Origin of the sequence: Streptantibioticus rubrisoli (assembly GCF_024436055.1) — a bacterium.
GTDB classification, from domain to species: Bacteria; Actinomycetota; Actinomycetes; order Streptomycetales; family Streptomycetaceae; genus Streptantibioticus_A; species Streptantibioticus_A rubrisoli.
Window position 1 is genome coordinate 57,575 of record NZ_JANFNH010000036.1, and the last position, 17,807, is coordinate 75,381.

Annotated in this window: 9 protein-coding genes, 1 tRNA gene and 1 rRNA gene; 1 reads left to right on the forward strand and 10 read right to left on the reverse strand. The window is 70.5% G+C overall.

Translation table 11 applies throughout. The features are described 5' to 3' along the window. Positions 1–69 precede the first annotated feature (69 nt). The 7 genes from NON19_RS24370 to NON19_RS24400 all read right to left on the reverse strand — a co-directional run bounded on the left by NON19_RS24370 (position 70) and on the right by NON19_RS24400 (position 13,354). Positions 70–594, reverse strand: coding sequence for a CinA family protein (locus NON19_RS24370; protein WP_255931203.1), 525 nt, complete (start codon positions 592–594; stop codon positions 70–72). Beyond that, positions 591–1,265, reverse strand: a complete 675-nt coding sequence (gene pgsA / locus NON19_RS24375) for a CDP-diacylglycerol--glycerol-3-phosphate 3-phosphatidyltransferase (protein WP_255931204.1) — start codon at positions 1,263–1,265, stop codon at positions 591–593. Before pgsA ends, NON19_RS24370 begins: the two co-directional genes overlap by 4 nt. Further along, positions 1,262–2,731 (reverse strand): 30S ribosomal protein S12 methylthiotransferase RimO, encoded by a 1,470-nt coding sequence (rimO, locus tag NON19_RS24380; protein WP_255931205.1) that lies wholly within the window; start codon positions 2,729–2,731, stop codon positions 1,262–1,264. Before rimO ends, pgsA begins: the two co-directional genes overlap by 4 nt. Before the next feature lie 233 nt (positions 2,732–2,964). Then, the gene (locus NON19_RS24385) at positions 2,965–3,768 is read right to left on the reverse strand and encodes a helix-turn-helix domain-containing protein (RefSeq protein ID WP_255931206.1); all 804 of its coding nucleotides are present in this window, start codon (positions 3,766–3,768) and stop codon (positions 2,965–2,967) included. Positions 3,769–4,003: 235 nt separating this feature from the next. Next, positions 4,004–6,787 (reverse strand): DNA translocase FtsK, encoded by a 2,784-nt coding sequence (locus tag NON19_RS24390; protein WP_255931207.1) that lies wholly within the window; start codon positions 6,785–6,787, stop codon positions 4,004–4,006. A gap of 104 nt (positions 6,788–6,891) precedes the next feature. Next, positions 6,892–7,572 (reverse strand): response regulator, encoded by a 681-nt coding sequence (locus NON19_RS24395; protein WP_255931208.1) that lies wholly within the window; start codon positions 7,570–7,572, stop codon positions 6,892–6,894. A 349-nt stretch (positions 7,573–7,921) separates the two neighbouring features. Beyond that, on the reverse strand, positions 7,922–13,354 hold the full coding sequence (locus NON19_RS24400) for a HAMP domain-containing protein (protein WP_255931209.1): 5,433 nt from the start codon (positions 13,352–13,354) through the stop codon (positions 7,922–7,924). Between the two features lie 390 nt (positions 13,355–13,744). Between NON19_RS24400 and NON19_RS24405 the strand changes: the two genes are divergently transcribed. Beyond that, positions 13,745–16,369: a SpoIIE family protein phosphatase gene (locus NON19_RS24405; protein ID WP_255931210.1), complete on the forward strand. Its 2,625-nt coding sequence runs from the start codon at positions 13,745–13,747 to the stop codon at positions 16,367–16,369. Positions 16,370–16,441: 72 nt separating this feature from the next. Here the strand turns inward: NON19_RS24405 and NON19_RS24410 are convergent. The 3 genes from NON19_RS24410 to rrf all read right to left on the reverse strand — a co-directional run bounded on the left by NON19_RS24410 (position 16,442) and on the right by rrf (position 17,799). Continuing rightward, positions 16,442–16,514 (reverse strand) — tRNA-Thr (locus tag NON19_RS24410). 75 nt (positions 16,515–16,589) lie between these two features. Beyond that, complete coding sequence (locus NON19_RS24415; RefSeq protein WP_255931211.1) at positions 16,590–17,540, reverse strand: DegT/DnrJ/EryC1/StrS family aminotransferase; 951 nt, start codon at positions 17,538–17,540, stop codon at positions 16,590–16,592. A gap of 142 nt (positions 17,541–17,682) precedes the next feature. Next, positions 17,683–17,799, reverse strand: a 5S ribosomal RNA gene (rrf, locus tag NON19_RS24420). Positions 17,800–17,807: the final 8 nt, after the last annotated feature.

A 17,807-nucleotide genomic window follows, 5' to 3' on the forward strand; every position in this document is an offset into this window, starting at 1 on the left:
GCCCCACCGTACCGCCTCCGGCAGCAGCCGTGCGGGGAGCGATGACGTGTTCACTAAGGGCTGCAAACATCAAATTCCCCCGTGCTGTTCCGTATCCTGTGCCCTCGCGTTCACTCCGGCGGCCTTACGCCCGCCCCGCACCGCCTCCACCAGCAGCTCCAAGGCGGCGCCGACGGTCGCGTCGCGAATCGCCGCACGGTCGCCCGACAGTCGCGGCGAGTCGGCCCACGCCCCCCAAGGACCGGCGATGGCCACGTGGACCGTGCCCACCTCCTTGCCGTCCTGCGGGTCGGGGCCGGCGACCCCGGTGGTGGCCAGGCCCCAGGTGGCGCCCAGCAAGCGGCGCACGCCCTGCGCCATCTCCCGCGCGACCAGCGGGTCCACCGCGCCGCGCGCCGCCAGCAGCGCGCCGTCCACCCCGAGCACATCGCGCTTGACGTCGGTGGCGTACGCGGTGACCGAACCGCGGAAGGCGCGGGACGCGCCCGGCACCGCGGTGATCGCGGCGGCCACCAGACCGCCGGTCAGCGACTCGGCGACGGCCAGCGTGGCCCCCTGACGCTCCAGCAGCGCCAGCGCCTCGGCGGCGGTCATGCCGCGCCGCCCGACCCAGCGTCACGCTCCGCGGCCCGCGCGGCCAGCCCGGCCCGCCGCAGCAGCACGGCCTGCCGTACGTAGTCCAGGCCGGTCACCACCGTCAGCACCACCGCCACCGCCATCACCCAGGCCCGCAGCGTGGCCAGCGGTCCGGTCAGCGCCAGCACGTACATCCCCACCGCGACGCCCTGGGTCAGCGTCTTCAACTTCCCGCCCCGGCTGGCCGGGATCACCCCGTGCTTGATGACCCAGAAGCGCATCAGCGTGATGCCGATCTCGCGGAACAGGATCACCGCGGTGACCGCCCACGGCAGGTCGCCGAGCGCGGACAGGCCGACCAGTGCGGCGCCCATGATCGCCTTGTCCGCTATCGGGTCGGCGATCTTGCCGAAGTCGGTGACCAGGTTGTAGCGGCGGGCCAGTTCACCGTCGAAAAGATCGGTGATCATGGCGATGGCGAACGCCGCCCACGCGAACGAGCGCCACGCCGGGTTGTGACCACCCGCGTGGACCAGCAGCAGCACGAACCCCGGTACGAGCAGCAGCCGCACCATGGTCAGGATGTTGGCGATGTTCCACAGGCCAGGCCGGTCCACCGGGTCCCCGATGTGGTCGGGAGCCGCCGCGGGCCGGTGACCGCCCGCCGCGGACGCCGGTACACCGGTCATCTGCCCGCTCCCTCCGTACCGCCCGGACCGCCGGTGAGCGGCTCGGCCACCAGGTCCACGCCCTCGGTGTCCACCACCTTGGCGGCGACGATGTCGCCGACCGCCAGCCCGGCGCTGGAGGTCAGCACCACCTGGCCGTCGGTCTCCGGCGCCTGGTGCGCACCGCGGCCGACGGCCTCGCCCTCGTCCAGCGACTCCACCAGCACTTCCACGGTCTCACCCAGCCGCTCCTCGGCGCGCTGCGCGGTGAGTTCCTCGGCCAGCCGGGACAGGCGGGCCAGACGCTCGGCGACCACGTCCTCGGGCAGCTTGCCCTCGTATCCGGCGGCCTCGGTGCCCTCCTCGTCGGAGTAGCCGAAAACCCCGATGGCGTCCAGCCGCGCCTCGCCGAGGAAGCGTTCCAGCTCCGCCAGGTCCGCCTCGCTCTCGCCGGGGAAGCCGACGATGAAGTTGGACCGCACACCCGCCTGCGGCGCCTTGGCGCGCACCGTCTCCAGCAGCCCCCAGAAGCGCTCGGTGTCGCCGAACCGGCGCATCGCGCGCAGCACACCGGGCGCCGAGTGCTGGAAGGACAGGTCGAAGTAGGGAGCCACCTTGGGCGTCGAGGTCAACACGTCGATCAGCGTCGGCCGCATCTCGGCGGGCTGCAGGTAGCTGACCCGGATCCGCTCGATCCCGTCGACCGCCGCCAGCTCCGGCAGCAGCGTCTCCAGCAGCCGGATGTCGCCGAGGTCCTTGCCGTACGAGGTGTTGTTCTCGCTGACCAGCATGACCTCCTTGACGCCCTGCTCGGCCAGCCAGCGGGTCTCGGCGAGCACGTCGGAGGGGCGGCGGGAGACGAACGAGCCACGGAAGGAGGGGATGGCGCAGAAGGCGCACCGCCGGTCGCACCCCGACGCCAGCTTCACCGAGGCGACCGGGCTGGACTCCAGTCGGCGGCGCAGCGGCGCCCGCGGCCCCGAGGCGGGCGCCACGCCCTGGGGCAGGTCGGCCGGGAGCTGCCCGTGCCCGGGCAGTGCCACGGCGCTGCCCTGTCGCTCCACCGGGCTGATCGGCAGCAGCTTGCGCCGGTCGCGCGGGGTGTGCGGGGCGTGCACACCGCCCGCCAGGATGGTCCGCAGGCGGTCGGAGATGTCCGCGTAGTCGTCGAAGCCCAGCACCCCGTCGGCCTCGGGCAGCGCCTCGGCGAGTTCCTTGCCGTACCGCTCGGCCATGCAGCCGACGGCCACGACCGCCTGGGTACGGGCCTGGCCCTTGAGGTCGTTCGCCTCCAGCAGGGCGTCGACCGAGTCCTTCTTGGCGGCGTCGACAAAGCCGCAGGTGTTGACCACGGCGACATCGGCTTCGGCGGCGTCCTGCACGAGCTGCCAGCCGTCCGCCGCCAGACGGCCGGCGAGCTCCTCGGAGTCCACCTCATTGCGCGCGCAGCCGAGAGTGACAAGAGCGACGGTACGGGGTTCGGGCATGGGCTCAGCCTACTTTGTCCCTGACCGGGACTTCTCCGCTGACCCCGGGCGTGAGCGAGCCAAAGGGCGCGCCGGTGCCGAAAGCGACGAGGGCAAGGGAGCGACGAAGGAGCGAGCGCGGTCCCGAGGAGTGTCGGCGCCGGGTACAAGCGCCCGGAGGCGAGCGAACACGATCAGGCAGCCTCAGCCTACTTTGTCCCTGACCGGGACTTCTCCGCTGACCCCGCCCGCCGCTATCCGGCCTGCGGGTTGCCGGGGGTGAAGTCGGTGCGCAGCAGTTGGCCGGGGTTGCCCGCGGTGCCGAGGTCCTTGCCGTTGACGAACATCTTCACCGCTCCGGCGTTGCCGAGCACCAGGGAGATCTTCTTGTCGTCGGTGAAGGTCTTGGACTGCCCCTGGTCCAGCAATCCTTCGAACAGCGAGTGCCCATCGTTGGCGGTCGCGGTGACCCAGCTCTTGCCGCCGTCGGCGGTGAGTTTGACGGTGACCTTGTCGGCCGGGGCGGCGGCGATGGCGCTGCGGGTGGGCTCGGGGGTCCTGCTGGCGGGCGGGTGGGTCGGGGCGTGGGTGGGGCTGGGCTGGGCGGCGTTGCCGGCTGCCGACTCGGTACCGCTGCGGGCGCCGCTGAACATCGTGAAGCCGACGAAGCCGACCACGACCACGATCGCCGCGACCATGGCCGCGGTCCAGTTGGGGCGGCGCGGTTCGGGGCGGATCTTCTCCGCCTCGTAGACCGGCGCCACCTGGGTGGGGCTGGGTTTGCCACCGTGCTCGGCGTCGTAGCCCTCGATCAGCGGCGCCGGATCGAGCCCCACCGCCCGCGCGAGGGTGCGGATATGGCCGCGGGCGTAGACGTCGCCGCCGCAGCGGGAGAAGTCGTCCTGCTCCATCGCGCGCACGATGGGCGCCCTTACCCGGGTGGCCGCACTGATCTCGTCCACGGTCAGACCGGCGTCGAGACGTGCCCGGTGCAGGGCGCGGCCGATGGACAGGGGTGCCTCGGAAGCAGCGTCGGAAGGAGAGTTGCCGATGGACACGGGGGCGCCTTTCGAGCGTGTAGCCACCTGCTGGAAATTCAGTTTAGGGGCGGTCGGCGAGCATCAGGCAAGCGGACGAGATGACTTTGTCGGCCAACGGAAGTCCGCCCGTCTAAGGCACTGGGCGTACCGCCGTCGGCCGTCCGCCATCTGCCCGCCCCCTACATTCCGTTTGACGTACGAACAGCGCTTACGGTTGCCCGTTCCACCGCCCCGGGCGAGCCGTGGGCCATGGCTAGCCCGGGGTGTCACCGCGGATCAGGGCGAGTACCCCGTCGAGCTCGTCGGGCTTGACGAGGACGTCACGCGCCTTGGAGCCCTCGCTGGGTCCGACGATGTTCCGCGATTCCATCAGGTCCATGAGTCTGCCCGCTTTCGCGAATCCCACGCGCAGTTTGCGCTGGAGCATCGAAGTCGAGCCGAACTGGGTGGACACCACCAGCTCCGCGGCCTGCAGCAACAGGTCGAGGTCGTCGCCGATCTCCTCGTCGATCTCCTTCTTCGGCCCACTGGGCCCGGTGACGTCGTCCCGGAAGACCGGTGTGAGCTGGGACTTGCAGTGGTTCACCACCGCGCAGACCTCATCCTCGGTGACGAAGGCGCCCTGCAACCGGATCGGCTTGTTGGCGCCCATCGGCAGGAACAGCCCGTCGCCCTTGCCGATCAGCTTCTCGGCGCCCGGCTGGTCGAGGATGACCCGGCTGTCGGCGAGCGAGGAGGTGGCGAACGCCAGCCGGGAGGGCACATTGGCCTTGATCAGACCGGTGACCACGTCGACGCTCGGCCGCTGGGTGGCGAGCACCAGGTGGATTCCGGCGGCGCGGGCGAGCTGGGTGATGCGCACGATGGAGTCCTCGACATCGCGCGGCGCCACCATCATCAGGTCCGCCAGCTCGTCCACGATCACCAAGAGGTAGGGGTACGGGGACAGTTCACGCTCGCTGCCCTCGGGCGGCTTGACCTTGCCGGAGCGCACCGCCGCGTTGAAGTCGTCGATGTGCCGGAAGCCGTACGCCGCCAGGTCGTCGTAGCGCAGGTCCATCTCGCGGACCACCCACTGCAGCGCCTCGGCGGCCTTCTTCGGGTTGGTGATGATCGGCGTGATCAGGTGTGGAATGCCCTCGTACGCGGTGAGTTCGACGCGTTTGGGGTCGACCAGCACCATCCGCACCTCGTCCGGGGTAGCCCGCGCCATGATCGAGGTGATCAGGCAGTTGATGCACGAGGACTTGCCGGAACCCGTGGCACCGGCGACCAGTACGTGCGGCATCTTGGCGAGGTTGGCCATCACATAGCCGCCCTCGACGTCCTTGCCGAGGCCGACCGTCATCGGATGCTCCTCGCCCGACGCTTCCGCGGAACGCAGCACGTCGCCGAGGTTGACCATCTCCCGGTCGGAGTTGGGGATTTCGATACCGACAGCCGACTTGCCCGGAATGGGACTTATGATGCGCACATCCGGACTGGCCACCGCGTAGGCGATGTTCTTGGTGAGCGCGGTGATCCGTTCGACCTTCACCGCCGGACCGAGTTCGACCTCGTAGCGGGTGACCGTCGGCCCCCGGGTGAAGCCGGTGACCGAGGCGTCGACCTTGAACTCGGAGAAGACACCGGACAGCGAAGCGACCACCTGGTCGTTGGCGGCGCTGCGGGTGCGGCCGGGACCGCCGCGCCGCAACAGGTCGAGCGAGGGCAGCGCGTAGGTGATGTCGCCGGAGAGCTGGAGCTGTTCGGCGCGCGGCGGCAGCGGGTCGGCGGGCGCGGGCACGGGCTTCTTCGTCAGATCGGGCACGGCGACGGCCGGGGCCGCGGCCTCCTCGGCACGCGCGGCCGGGACCGCGGAGCCCGCGCCGCTCCCGGCGTTCTTGGCCAGCGAGATCCGGCTGGTGATGTCGGCGACCACCGGCGAGGGATGCACCCCGTGCAGCACGGCACCGTCCAACGCGGCGGCAGCGGCGGCCGCCACGTCCACCGGGTCGGGCGCGCCGCGCTTGCTGAAGTCCACCGGCGCGCCCTGGCCGCCCCGCCCCCGGCGGCGGCCCAACTCCTCGGCCTCCACCGCCTCGGCGGGCGCGTCGCCGTCCGCGACGGGTGCACGGGTACGGGAGCGGCGGGGGCGCGGCTCGTCGTCCGGCTCGGCGTACGCGGCGTCCTCGTACGGCTCGGCTTCGTCGTCGTAGCCGTCGCCCGGGTGGTACAGGCCGAGCCGGGTGGCCAGGTGTCTGAGCCGCTGCGGGATGGCGTTGACCGGGGTGGCGGTGACCACCAGCAGCCCGAACACCGTCAACAGCACCAGCAGTGGCACGGCGAGCGCCGAACCGACGGTGAACAGCAGCGGTTCGGCGGCGGCCCAGCCGATCATGCCGCCCGCATCGCGCAGCGCCTGCGCGCCCAGGCCGCGGCCGGGCGCGCCGCAGCCGATGTGGACCAGCCCGAGGACGCCGACGATCAGCGCGGACAGGCCGATCACGATGCGCCCGTTGGCCTCCGGCCGTTCCGGATGGCGCATCAGGCGAATGGCGACCACGGCCAGCAGTATCGGCACCAGCAGGTCCAACCGGCCGAACGCGCCGGTGATCAGCATCTCGACCAGATCACCGACCGGACCGGACAGGTTGGACCAGGTACCGGCCGCGATCACCAGCGCGAGCCCCAGCAGTAGCAGCGCCAGGCCGTCCTTGCGGTGCGCCGGGTCAAGGCCGCGCGCGCCCCGGCCCACACCGCGGAACACCGCGCCCACACTGTGCGCGAGGCCGAGCCACAGCGCGCGCAGCAGCCGCAGCACCGGACGTGTGGGATTCGGCGCCGGTTTCGGCGCGGCCTTGGGCGCGGCCTTCTTCCCGGCGGCCGCCTTCTTGGCGGCCGGACGCGGCTTCGCGGCGGTCTTCTTCGCCGGTGCCTTCTTCCTGGCGGCACCAGCGCCACCACCGGCGGCGCCCTTGGCGCCCGACGTGCGCCCGGTGCGCTTGGCGGGAGCCGCAGAGCTGCTCGAACCCTTGCCGGACGTACGTGAGGCCATGGTGCCGAGGTTACCGCCGTTGCCCCTGGGCCTGGTACGAGGCGTCGTATACGCCCGTTCGTGTCGCGGCCCAGGCGTAACAAGGGTGACGTGACGTCAACCGGTCATTCCTGCGGGGGCGTCGCCGACGTGCCCGGGTCGGCGCCGGGCTCCAGCGCGTCCAACGCCCGCCGCAGGCCCGTCAGCTTGCGCTCCAGATGCGCGGCGGTGGCCACCGCGGCCGCGTCGGCGGAGTCGTCCAACTGCTTGGACAGCGCCTCCGCCTGCTCCTCCACCGCCGCGAGTCGGGCGGACAGTTCGGCGATCAGGCCCACCGGTTCCTTGCCGCCGTCGGCTCCGGAGTGGCCGCCTTGTTCCAACTGCAGGCGCAGCAGGGCGGCCTGCTCCCGCAGCTGGCAGTTCTTCATGTACAGCTCAACGAAGACCGAGACCTTGGCCCGGAGCACCCACGGATCGAACGGCTTGGAGATGTAGTCGACCGCACCCGCCGCGTAGCCGCGGAAGGTGTGGTGCGGGCCGTGGTTGATGGCGGTCAGGAAGATGATCGGGATGTCCCGGGTGCGTTCCCGGCGCTTGATGTGCGCCGCGGTCTCGAACCCGTCCATACCCGGCATCTGTACATCGAGCAGGATCACCGCGAAGTCGTCCGTGAGCAGCGCTTTGAGCGCCTCCTCCCCGGACGATGCCCGAACCAGTGTCTGATCGAGCGCGGAGAGGATGGCCTCCAGCGCCAGCAGATTCTCCGGCCGGTCATCGACCAGGAGGATCTTGGCTTTCTGCACCATAGCCCGTCCTCCTCGGCCCGGCATGGGGCCTCCCCTGCTCGCAGAGCTCGGGGAAGCACCGGGCGCCGCCCCCAGGGACGACTCCTGTACGCCGCCCGTCCTTGTGCCGGTCATGGTAGCCGCACCCCGTCGCTCGCCACACCCTGTCACCGCCATGTCACTGCGCACGAAGCAGAAACGTGGCGGGGGACCAGAAGGTTCCCTGCATAACGCACTCTCACACCCCTTCGGGCGTGCCGTGTCGTGCGATGACGCGTTCTGCTCCGCCTCTCATCCGGCCGCGCACCGCCCCCGCCCGCCTCGGCTCCCCTTCTCCCGCCCGCCTCGCCCTGCGTTCCCTCCGGCCGCCTCAACGCGCCCGCATCCACTGCTCCATGACCGACAGCAGGTGGTCGGTGTCCACCGGCTTGGTGACGTAGTCGGACGCGCCGGACTCGATGCTCTTCTCCCGGTCGCCCTTCATCGCCTTCGCGGTCAGCGCGATGATCGGCAACCCGGCGAACTGCGGCATCCGGCGAATCGCCGAAGTCGTGGCGTAGCCGTCCATCTCCGGCATCATAATGTCCATCAGGACGACGGCGACATCGTCATGCTGTTCCAGCACCTCGATGCCCTCCCGGCCGTTCTCCGCGTACAGCACCACAAGGCCGTGCTGTTCCAGCACGCTGGTGAGCGCGAAGACATTGCGGATGTCGTCGTCGACGATCAGCACCTTCTGCCCGTTGAAGCCGCCGCGCGTGCCGCGCTGCGCACGCCGCGCGCCCTCCTGCTGGCCGCTGTCCACCCAGGAGTCCTGCTGGCCGCCCCGCCGCTCCCCGGTCGGCAACGCCCGGCGGCGCAGTCGGGACAAACCACCGCCGCGGCCGTACCCGGTGCGCTCCGACTCCTCGGGCGCCGCGGCGAACTGCGGCTCGTCGGCCGGTGCCGCGCCCTCACCGGCGGGCTGCTCCTTGGTGGGCATCTCCCCCGTACTCAGCGGCAGATAGAGGGTGAACGTCGAGCCACGGCCCGGCTCACTGTCCGCGTGGATCTCACCGCCGAGCAGCCGGGCGATCTCCCGGCTGATGGAAAGGCCGAGGCCGGTGCCACCGTACTTGCGGCTGGTCGTGCCGTCCGCCTGCTTGAACGCCTCGAAGATGACCCGCATCTTGCTGGCCGCGATACCGATACCGGTGTCGGTGACCGAGAACGCGATCATCTCCTGGTCGGGGTCGCGCAGCGAACCGGACTCCAGCATCTGCTCGCGGATGGCGACCGGGATCTCCTTGCCCGCCGGGCGGATCACCAGCTCCACCGCGCCCGCGTCGGTGAACTTCACCGCGTTGGACAGCAGGTTGCGCAACACCTGCAACAGCCGCTGCTCGTCGGTGTGCAGGGTCATCGGCAGCTCGGGCGAGACCCGTACCGAGAAGTCCAGACCCTTCTCCGCGGTCAGCGGCCGGAAGGTGGCCTCCACGTAGTCGACCAGCTGGACCAGGGCGATCCGGGTCGGGCTGACGTCCATCTTGCCCGCCTCGACCTTCGACAGGTCCAGGATGTCGTTGATCAGCTGCAACAGGTCGGAGCCCGCGCCGTGGATGGTCTCGGCGAACTCGACCTGCTTGGGCGACAGGTTGCCGTCGGCGTTGTCGGCCAGCAACTTGGCGAGGATCAGCAGCGAGTTGAGCGGGGTGCGCAGCTCGTGCGACATGTTGGCCAGGAACTCCGACTTGTAGCGCATGGAGACCGCGAGCTGCTCGGCCCGCTCCTCCAGCACCTGCCGGGCCTCCTCGATCTCGGTGTTCTTCACCTCGATGTCGCGGTTCTGCTGCGCCAACAGCTCTGCCTTCTCCTCCAGTTCGGCGTTGGACGCCTGCAGCGCCTTCTGCCGGTTCTCCAACTCGGCCGAGCGCTCGCGCAGTTGCGCGGTCAGCTCCTGGGACTGCGCCAGCAGCCCCTCGGTCTTGGTGTTCACCGAGATGGTGTTGACGCTGGTGGCGATCATCTCGGCGATCTGGCTGAGGAAGTCCTTCTGGATCTGGGTGAGCGGCTGGAAGGACGCCAGCTCGATCACCCCGAGCACCCGGTCCTCGAACAGCAGCGGCAGCACGATCACATGGGCGGGCGGTGCCTCACCGAGCCCCGAGGCGATCTTCAGGTAGCCCGACGGCACGTTCTCCACCAGGATCGTGCGCCGCTCCACCGCCGCCTGGCCGATCAGCGACTCACCCGGCAGGAACGAGGTCGGCATGGTCCGCCGCGAGTAGCCGTAACCGCCGATCAGCCGCAGCTCGTACGGTGCGCCCTCGGCGCCGCCGATTTCGCCTGGCTGGCCGTTCTCCCCGACCTCCTGGGCCAGGAAGAACGCGCCGTGCTGGGCGGAGACCACCGGCGTCAGCTCGCTCATGATCAGCGCCGCCACGTCCACCAGGTCGCGGCGGCCCTGCATCAGACCGGAGATGCGCGCCAGGTTGCCCTTGAGCCAGTCCTGCTCCTTGTTGGCCAAGGTGGTCTCGCGGAGCTTGACGATCATCGTGTTGATGTTGTCCTGGAGCTCCAGGATCTCGCCCGCCGCGTCCGCGTCGATGCGCAGGTTGAGGTCGCCGCGGGTCACCGCGGTGGCCACCTCGGCGATGTTGCGGACCTGGTTGGTCAGGTTGTTGGCCATCAGGTTCACCGAGTCCGTCAGGTCCTTCCAGATGCCGGAGACCCCCGGCACCCGCGCCTGACCGCCCAGCCGACCCTCGGTACCCACCTCACGGGCCACCCGGGTCACCTCGTCACCGAACGCCGACAACTGGCCGACCATGGTGTTGATGGTGGTCTTCAGCTCCAGGATCTCGCCGCGCGCGTCCACGTCGATCTTCTTGGACAGGTCACCGCGCGCCACCGCCGTGGTCACCATCGCGATGTTGCGCACCTGGTTGGTGAGGTTGGACGCCATCGAGTTCACCGACTCGGTCAGGTCCTTCCAGGTACCCGACACACCGGGCACCCGGGCCTGGCCGCCCAACTCGCCCTCGGTGCCCACCTCGCGGGCCACCCGCGTGACCTCGTCACCGAACGCGGACAGCGTGTCCACCATCGTGTTGATGGTCTCGGCGAGCTGCGCGACCTCACCGCGCGCCTCCACGGTGACCTTCTTCGTCAGGTCGCCGTTGGCGACCGCGGTGGAGACCGCGGCGATGCTGCGCACCTGCGAGGTCAGGTTGTTCGCCATGATGTTGACGTTCTCGGTGAGGTCCTTCCAGATGCCGGACACATCACGCACCCGCGCCTGGCCACCGAGACGGCCCTCGGTGCCCACCTCGCGGGCTACCCGGGTCACCTCGTCACCGAACGCGGAGAGCTGGTCGACCATGGTGTTGACGGTGGTGACCAGTTCGAGGATCTCGCCCTTGGCGTCAACCGTGATCTTCTTCGACAGGTCGCCCTGCGCGACCGCCGTCGTCACCTCGGCGATGCTGCGGACCTGGTCGGTCAGGTTCGACGCCATGCCGTTCACGGACTGCGTCAGGTCCTTCCAGGTGCCCGACACGCCCTTCACGTCGGCCTGGCCGCCCAGGATGCCCTCGGTACCCACCTCGCGCGCCACCCTGGTGACCTGCTCGGCGAAGGCCGACAGCTGGTCGACCATCGTGTTCAGGGTGTTCTTCAGCTCCTGGATCTCGCCCCGGGCGTCCACGTCGATCTTCTGCGACAGGTCACCGCGCGCCACCGCCGTGGCGACCTGCGCGATGTTGCGCACCTGGTCGGTCAGGTTCGACGCCATGCCGTTCACCGAGTCCGTCAGGTCACGCCACACACCGGCCACGCCGGGTACCTGCGCCTGACCGCCCAGCCGACCCTCGGTACCCACCTCACGGGCCACCCGGGTCACCTGGTCGGCGAAGGCCGACAGCTGGTCGACCATCGTGTTGATGGTGTTCTTCAGCTCAAGGATCTCACCGCGCGCGTCGACCTCGATCTTCTGCGACAGGTCGCCACGCGCCACCGCCGTGGTCACCTGGGCGATCTGGCGCACCTGCGAAGTCAGGTTGCCCGCCATGAAGTTGACGGAGTCCGTCAGGTCCTTCCAGGTACCGGAGACACCCGGCACCTCCGCCTGACCGCCGAGCCGTCCCTCGGTACCCACGTCCCGCGCCATCCGCGTCACCTGGGCGGCGAACGAGGACAGTTGGTCCACCATCGTGTTGACGGTGTTCTTCAACTGGAGCATCTCGCCGGAGACATCGACCGTCACCTTCTGCGACAGGTCACCGTTCGCCACCGCCGTCGTCACCTGCGCGATGTTGCGCACCTGTCCGGTGAGGTTGCGGAACGCGGTGTTGACCGAGTCGGTCAGGTCCTTCCACGTACCCGCCGCACCAGGAACCTGCGCCTGACCGCCGAGTTCGCCCTCGACGCCGATCTCCCGCGCCACCCGGGTCACTTCGGAACCGAACGACGACAGCTGGTCGACCATGGTGTTGACGGTGTTCTTCAACTCCAGCATCTCGCCGGAGACATCGACCGTCACCTTCTGCGACAGGTCACCGTTCGCCACCGCCGTCGTCACCTGCGCGATGTCCCGCACCTGCGCCGTCAGGTTGCGGAACGCGGTGTTCACCGAGTCGGTCAGGTCCTTCCACGTACCCGCCGCACCAGGAACCTGCGCCTGACCGCCCAACTGGCCTTCCGCGCCCACCTCGTAGGCGACCCGCGTCACCTCGTCGGCGAACGTGCGCAGCGTCTCGGTCATGCCGTTGATCGTCTCGGCGAGCTGCGCCACCTCACCGCGCGCCGCGATGGTGATCTTCTGCGACAGGTCACCGTTGGCCACCGCCGTGGTCACCTGCGCGATGTCGCGCACCTGCGCGGTCAGGTTCCCGGCCATGGTGTTGACCGAGTCCGTCAGGTCCTTCCACACACCCGCGACCCCGGGCACCTGCGCCTGGCCGCCGAGTTCGCCCTCGGTGCCCACCTCCCGGGCCACCCGGGTCACCTCGGAGGCGAACGACGAGAGCTGGTCCACCATCGTGTTGACGGTGTTCTTCAACTCCAGCATCTCGCCCGCCACATGGACGGTGACCTTGCGCGACAGGTCGCCCTTGGCCACCGCCGTGGTGACCAGCGCGATGTCCCGCACCTGCGCCGTCAGCCGGGAGGCCATGGTGTTGACCGAGTCCGTCAGGTCCTTCCACGAACCCGACATCCCGCGCACCCGGGCCTGCCCGCCCAGCTTGCCCTCGGTGCCCACCTCACTGGCCACCCGCGTCACCTCGTCGGTGAACGCAGACAACTGGTCCACCAGGCCGTTGACCGTACGGCCCACCTTGAGGAACTCCCCGCGCAGCGGATGCGCCGAGCCGTCCGCCCCCTGCGACCGCAGGTCCATACGCTGCTCCAGGTCGCCCTCGGCGACCGCCGACAGCACCCGGCCGACCTCCGAGACCGGCCGCACCAGATCGTCCACCAGCGCGTTCGAGGCATCGATCGCCGCGGCCCAGGCGCCCTCGCAGGCCCCGACCTCCAGGCGCTCGGTGAGCTTGCCCTCCCGGCCGACGACCCGCCGGACCCGCGCCAGCTCACCGGTGAGGTGCTGGTTACGGTCCGCGACCTCGTTGAAGACGGCGGCGATCTCCGCCATCACCCCGTCACCGGAGACCGTCAGCCGTTTGCGGAAGTTCCCGTCCCGCATGGCCACGAGCGCGGAGAGCATCCTGTGCAGAGCGGCTGAGTCGACCTCGACGGTCCCGTTGGCGCGGGACCGCGCGCCTTTCGTACGCGTGGCGCCGCCACGCGACGATGCACCAGACTCCACCGTGTCCCTCCCGGAGGGTCGAACGTCGACTTGCCCTGGACCTTGCCCCTGCCCAAGGCCTTCCCAGTGTTTCACCATGACCACCCCCGGCCATAACGGTTCGGCAGCATCGCATACCAAACCCCGGTGTGGTTCCAACAGCGCGATCCCGAATGGATCACGACGGAAAACACCCGCAACCGGCGCACGCGCGCCCCAGGTGGGTAAGTAACCTGGCATCCGGTTGCCCGCCAAGAGCCGGGCGTACACCTGGGCAGCGGAGGGGTGCCGCGAATGCGCGAGCAGAGCGCCGAACGGGGGCGTGGTCCCGCCACGACCGACGTGCCCGAGGCCCGGCTTGGCCCTACCGGAGGGCGGCGGAGCAGCGACGACCCTGGTGACCCACGACACATGAGGAGCCAATTGATCACCGCGCGTGCAGCCGCCACCTTCGAGCCGGTCGGGCGCTCGGTCGCCACCGCACGTGCCTTCGTCCGCGACACCCTGCAGGGCTGGGGCTTCAGCGACGTGGTCGACGACGCCGTCGTGCTCACCAGCGAGCTGGTCACCAACGCCGTGGTGCACGCCGGCACCGCCGCCGATGTGCTGTGCCTGCGCTACCCCGCCTCGGTGCGCATCGAGGTCGCCGACCACTACCCCGAGCGCGAGGTCCCGCTGCACGAGAACGACCGTGTCGCCCACCCCGACCGCGAGGGCGGACGCGGACTCATCCTGTGCTCGGCGCTGGCCTCCCGCTGGGGCGTGGAGTACGCCCCCACGCACAAGCAGGTGTGGTTCCAGCTCGATCTGCCGGAGCGCGCGGCCGGTACCCGCGCCGCGGGCCCCGCCCTGCCGCTGGCCGCCCTGCCGGTCACCGACTCCCAGGTCCGGGTCGCCGTCATCCAGGTCGACCGCGACGGCATCATCAGCGGCTGGAACGAGGACGCCCAGGTGCTGTTCGGGCACTCCGCGCAGCAGGTCGTCGGCAAGGCGCTCGGCGACCTCACCGCCTGGCCGCAGACCCCCGGCACCGGCTTCGGCCTCGCCGAGGCGCTCCGGCTCTCCCGCTGGGAGGGCTCCTACGGGCTGCGCGGCGCCGACGGCAAGGTCCAGCCGGTCTACGGTTCCCATCTGCGGGTGCGCGACTCCTCCGGCGAGCCGTCCACCGTCTGCCTGCTGGTGCGCGACCACGAGCGCGCCGTGCTCCAGGGCGGCCCGCTGCGCGGCTCGGTACCCGACCCGGCGCAGGCCGACCGCGGCAAGGCCACCACCGACCCCTTCGAGGTCTTCATCGGCTCCCCGGCCCCCGACGACCTCGACAGCCTGCTGCAGCGCACCGTGGAGCGGGCCCGGGACATGCTCGACGGCGACGCCGCCTATCTGCTGCTCGCCACCGATGACGAGACCGAACTGGAGGTACGCGCCTCCACCGGACTGCCCGCCGCCCGCCACCGCTTCGCCCGGGTGCCGGTCGAGGCGGGCACCGGCCGCTACGGCAGCGCACGGATGCCCGCGGTGCACGAGGACCTCATCGCCGCCCCGGGCGCCGTACCGCTGCTGGCCGGAACCGGGATGCGCTCGGTGGTCACCGTGCCGCTGAAGGTGGAGGGACGGCTGACCGGCTCGCTCGGTGTCGCCGCCGAATCCCCCGGCCGCTACAGCAACGAGGAGGCGCTGCGCCTGCAGTTCGCCGCCGACCGGATCGCACTGGCCGTCGAAAGCGCCCGGCTCACCGAACTGGAACGGCTGCGCCGCGGCTCGCTGTCCTTCCTCGTCGAGGCCTCCGACCTGCTGGCCGGAACGCTGGAGCGGGACCAGACGCTGGCGCTGATGGCCCAGATGACCGTGCCCACCTTGGCCAGTTGGTGCGCCGTCTACACCATCGCCGAGCAGTCGGAGCCCGAACTGGCCTTCGTGCTGCACGAGGACGAGGACCGCATCGACGGCCTGAAGGCCCTGCTGTCCCGGATCGCCCCGCCGTCCCCTGACCCGACCCCCGGCGCCCGGGTGTGGACCGCGCCCTCCGACGCCGCCCACTCCACCGCACTGCGTGCCTCCCTGCGCAGCCTGGGCCTGGCCGAAGCGGGCCGCCCGGCCACCGGCACCGGAGCGCACGCCACCGCCTCGGCGGTCGGCGGCGAGACGGTCGTGCTGCCGCTGGTCGCCCGCAACCGCGTGATCGGCATGCTCACCCTCGGCAAGCCCTCCGACGAGCGCTTCCGCCAGGAGATCCTGGAACTCGCCGAGGACCTCTCCCGCCGCGCCGCGCTCGCCCTGGACAACGCCCGGTTGTACTCGGAGCGCACCGCGATCAGCCAGTCGCTGCAGCGCAGCCTGCTGCCGCCGGAGCTGCCGCAGATCCCCGGCGTCGAGGTCGAGGTGATCTACCAGGCCGCGGGCGAGGGCAACGAGGTCGGCGGCGACTTCTACGACCTGTTCCCGATCCGCGAGGGCTGCTGGGGCTTCGCCATCGGCGATGTGTGCGGCACCGGCCCGGAGGCCGCCGCGGTCACCGGCCTGGCCCGGCACGCGCTGCGCCTGCTGGCCAGGGAGGGCTTCGGCGGCCCGGCGGTGCTGGAGCGGCTCAACGCCGCCATCCTCGACGAGGGCGCCCGCAGCCGCTTCCTGACCCTGCTGTACGGGGAGCTGTGGCCGCAGGAGGACGGCAGCGCCCTGCTCAAGGTGGTCTGCGCCGGTCATCCGCTGCCGCTGCGACTGCGGCAGGACGGCACCGTGGAACCGGCGGCGGAACCGCAGCCGCTGCTGGGCGTGTTGGAGGACCTGGAGCTGATCGAGCAGACCGTGACGCTGGAGCCCGGCGACGTACTGCTGTGCGTGACCGACGGTGTCACCGAGCGCCGCGAGGGCAGCAGGATGCTGGGCGACGACGGGCTCTGCGAGGTCCTCGCGCAGAGCACCGGCCTCACCGCCGGAGCCGTGGCGGCCAGGGTGCAGCGGGCCGTCGAACGATTCGCCGCGGACGCGCCCTCGGACGACATGGCGATCCTGGCGATGCGGGTGCCGGAACTCCAGTGAACTCCCGGGGCCGCGAGACGGAACGCACGAAGGCCCCGCCCGAATTCCATCGGGCGGGGCCTTCGTCATCTGAGCCCCAATACGGAATCGAACCGTAGACCTTCTCCTTACCATGGAGACGCTCTGCCGACTGAGCTATTGGGGCGCGCCGACAGAGAAGATCGTAGCCCATGGCCAGCGTCCACCAAAATTGACGGCGAACCGCCGGGGCCGCACAGACCTAAAGCAGCCCACCGAGCGCGTTGCAGGCCGAGACGATGCGCTCCACCTCGCGCTCGGTAAGCAGCGGATGCACCGGCAGCGACAGCGTTTCGGCCGCCGCCCGTTCGGTCTGCGGCAAATCCACCGGCATACGGAAGGCGGGAATGCGGTGCAGCGGGGTAGGCACCGGAACTCCCGCCTCGACACCGCGAGTTGCCAGCGCCCTGGCGAACGCGTCCCGATCCGGCCGCCCGTTCCCCGGCACCCGCACCACATACCGGTGGTAGACGTGCCGCGCACCCGCCGCCACATACGGTGTGCGCACCCCCTTCAACGCCGTGTCGAAAACCCGGGCGTTGGCCCGCCGCCGCGCCGCGAATCCGGCCAGCCGCTCCAACTCGCCCCGCCCGGCGACCGCCGACTCCTCAGTGGGCCGGATGTCCGGCGTACGCAATTCCCTTATCCGGCGGGCAAGTCGCGGGTCCTCGGTGACGACGGCCAGGCTGAACGCCGCCAACGCGCCGAAGGTACCCACCGGTTCACGGTCCAGTTCGGCTCCGCAGGCCTCCGACGCGTCCTCGACCAGGGCCAGCCCGTGCCGCCGCGCCACGTCGGCCAGGCGACGCACGGGTGCCGGGTGGCCGAACCGGTGCCCGGCGATGATCGCTACGGTTCGCCAGCTGATGGCGGCGGCCACCGCGTCCGGGTCGAGGCAGAAGGTGTGCGGGTCGATGTCCGCGAAGACCGGGGTGGCGCCGGCGAGTCGGACGGCTTCCACCGCGGCCGCCGGGCCGTACGAGGGCACGATCACCTCGTCGCCCGGTATCACGCCCAACGCGACAAGCGACAACCGGAGGGCAGTGTTCCCCTCTTGTACGGCAACGCACTGCCGTCCGCCCACGAGGGCCGCGAACTCGCGCTCGAACGCGGCGACCAACGATCCTTCGACCACGCTGCCGCTCGACTTCACGCCGCACCTCCAGTCGTTGATGCCGCCAGGCTGCCCAGGCCCGACGATCTGCGGCCAAGCGGCGGGTGAACGACGGATGATGAAAACGCAAAGAGCCTCAGTTCCCGTGCAGTGCACGGGAGCTGAGGCTCTCTGAAGACTTGTTCGGCGGTGTCCTACTCTCCCACAGGGTCCCCCCTGCAGTACCATCGGCGCTGAAAGGCTTAGCTTCCGGGTTCGGAATGTAACCGGGCGTTTCCCTAACGCTATGACCACCGAAACACTATG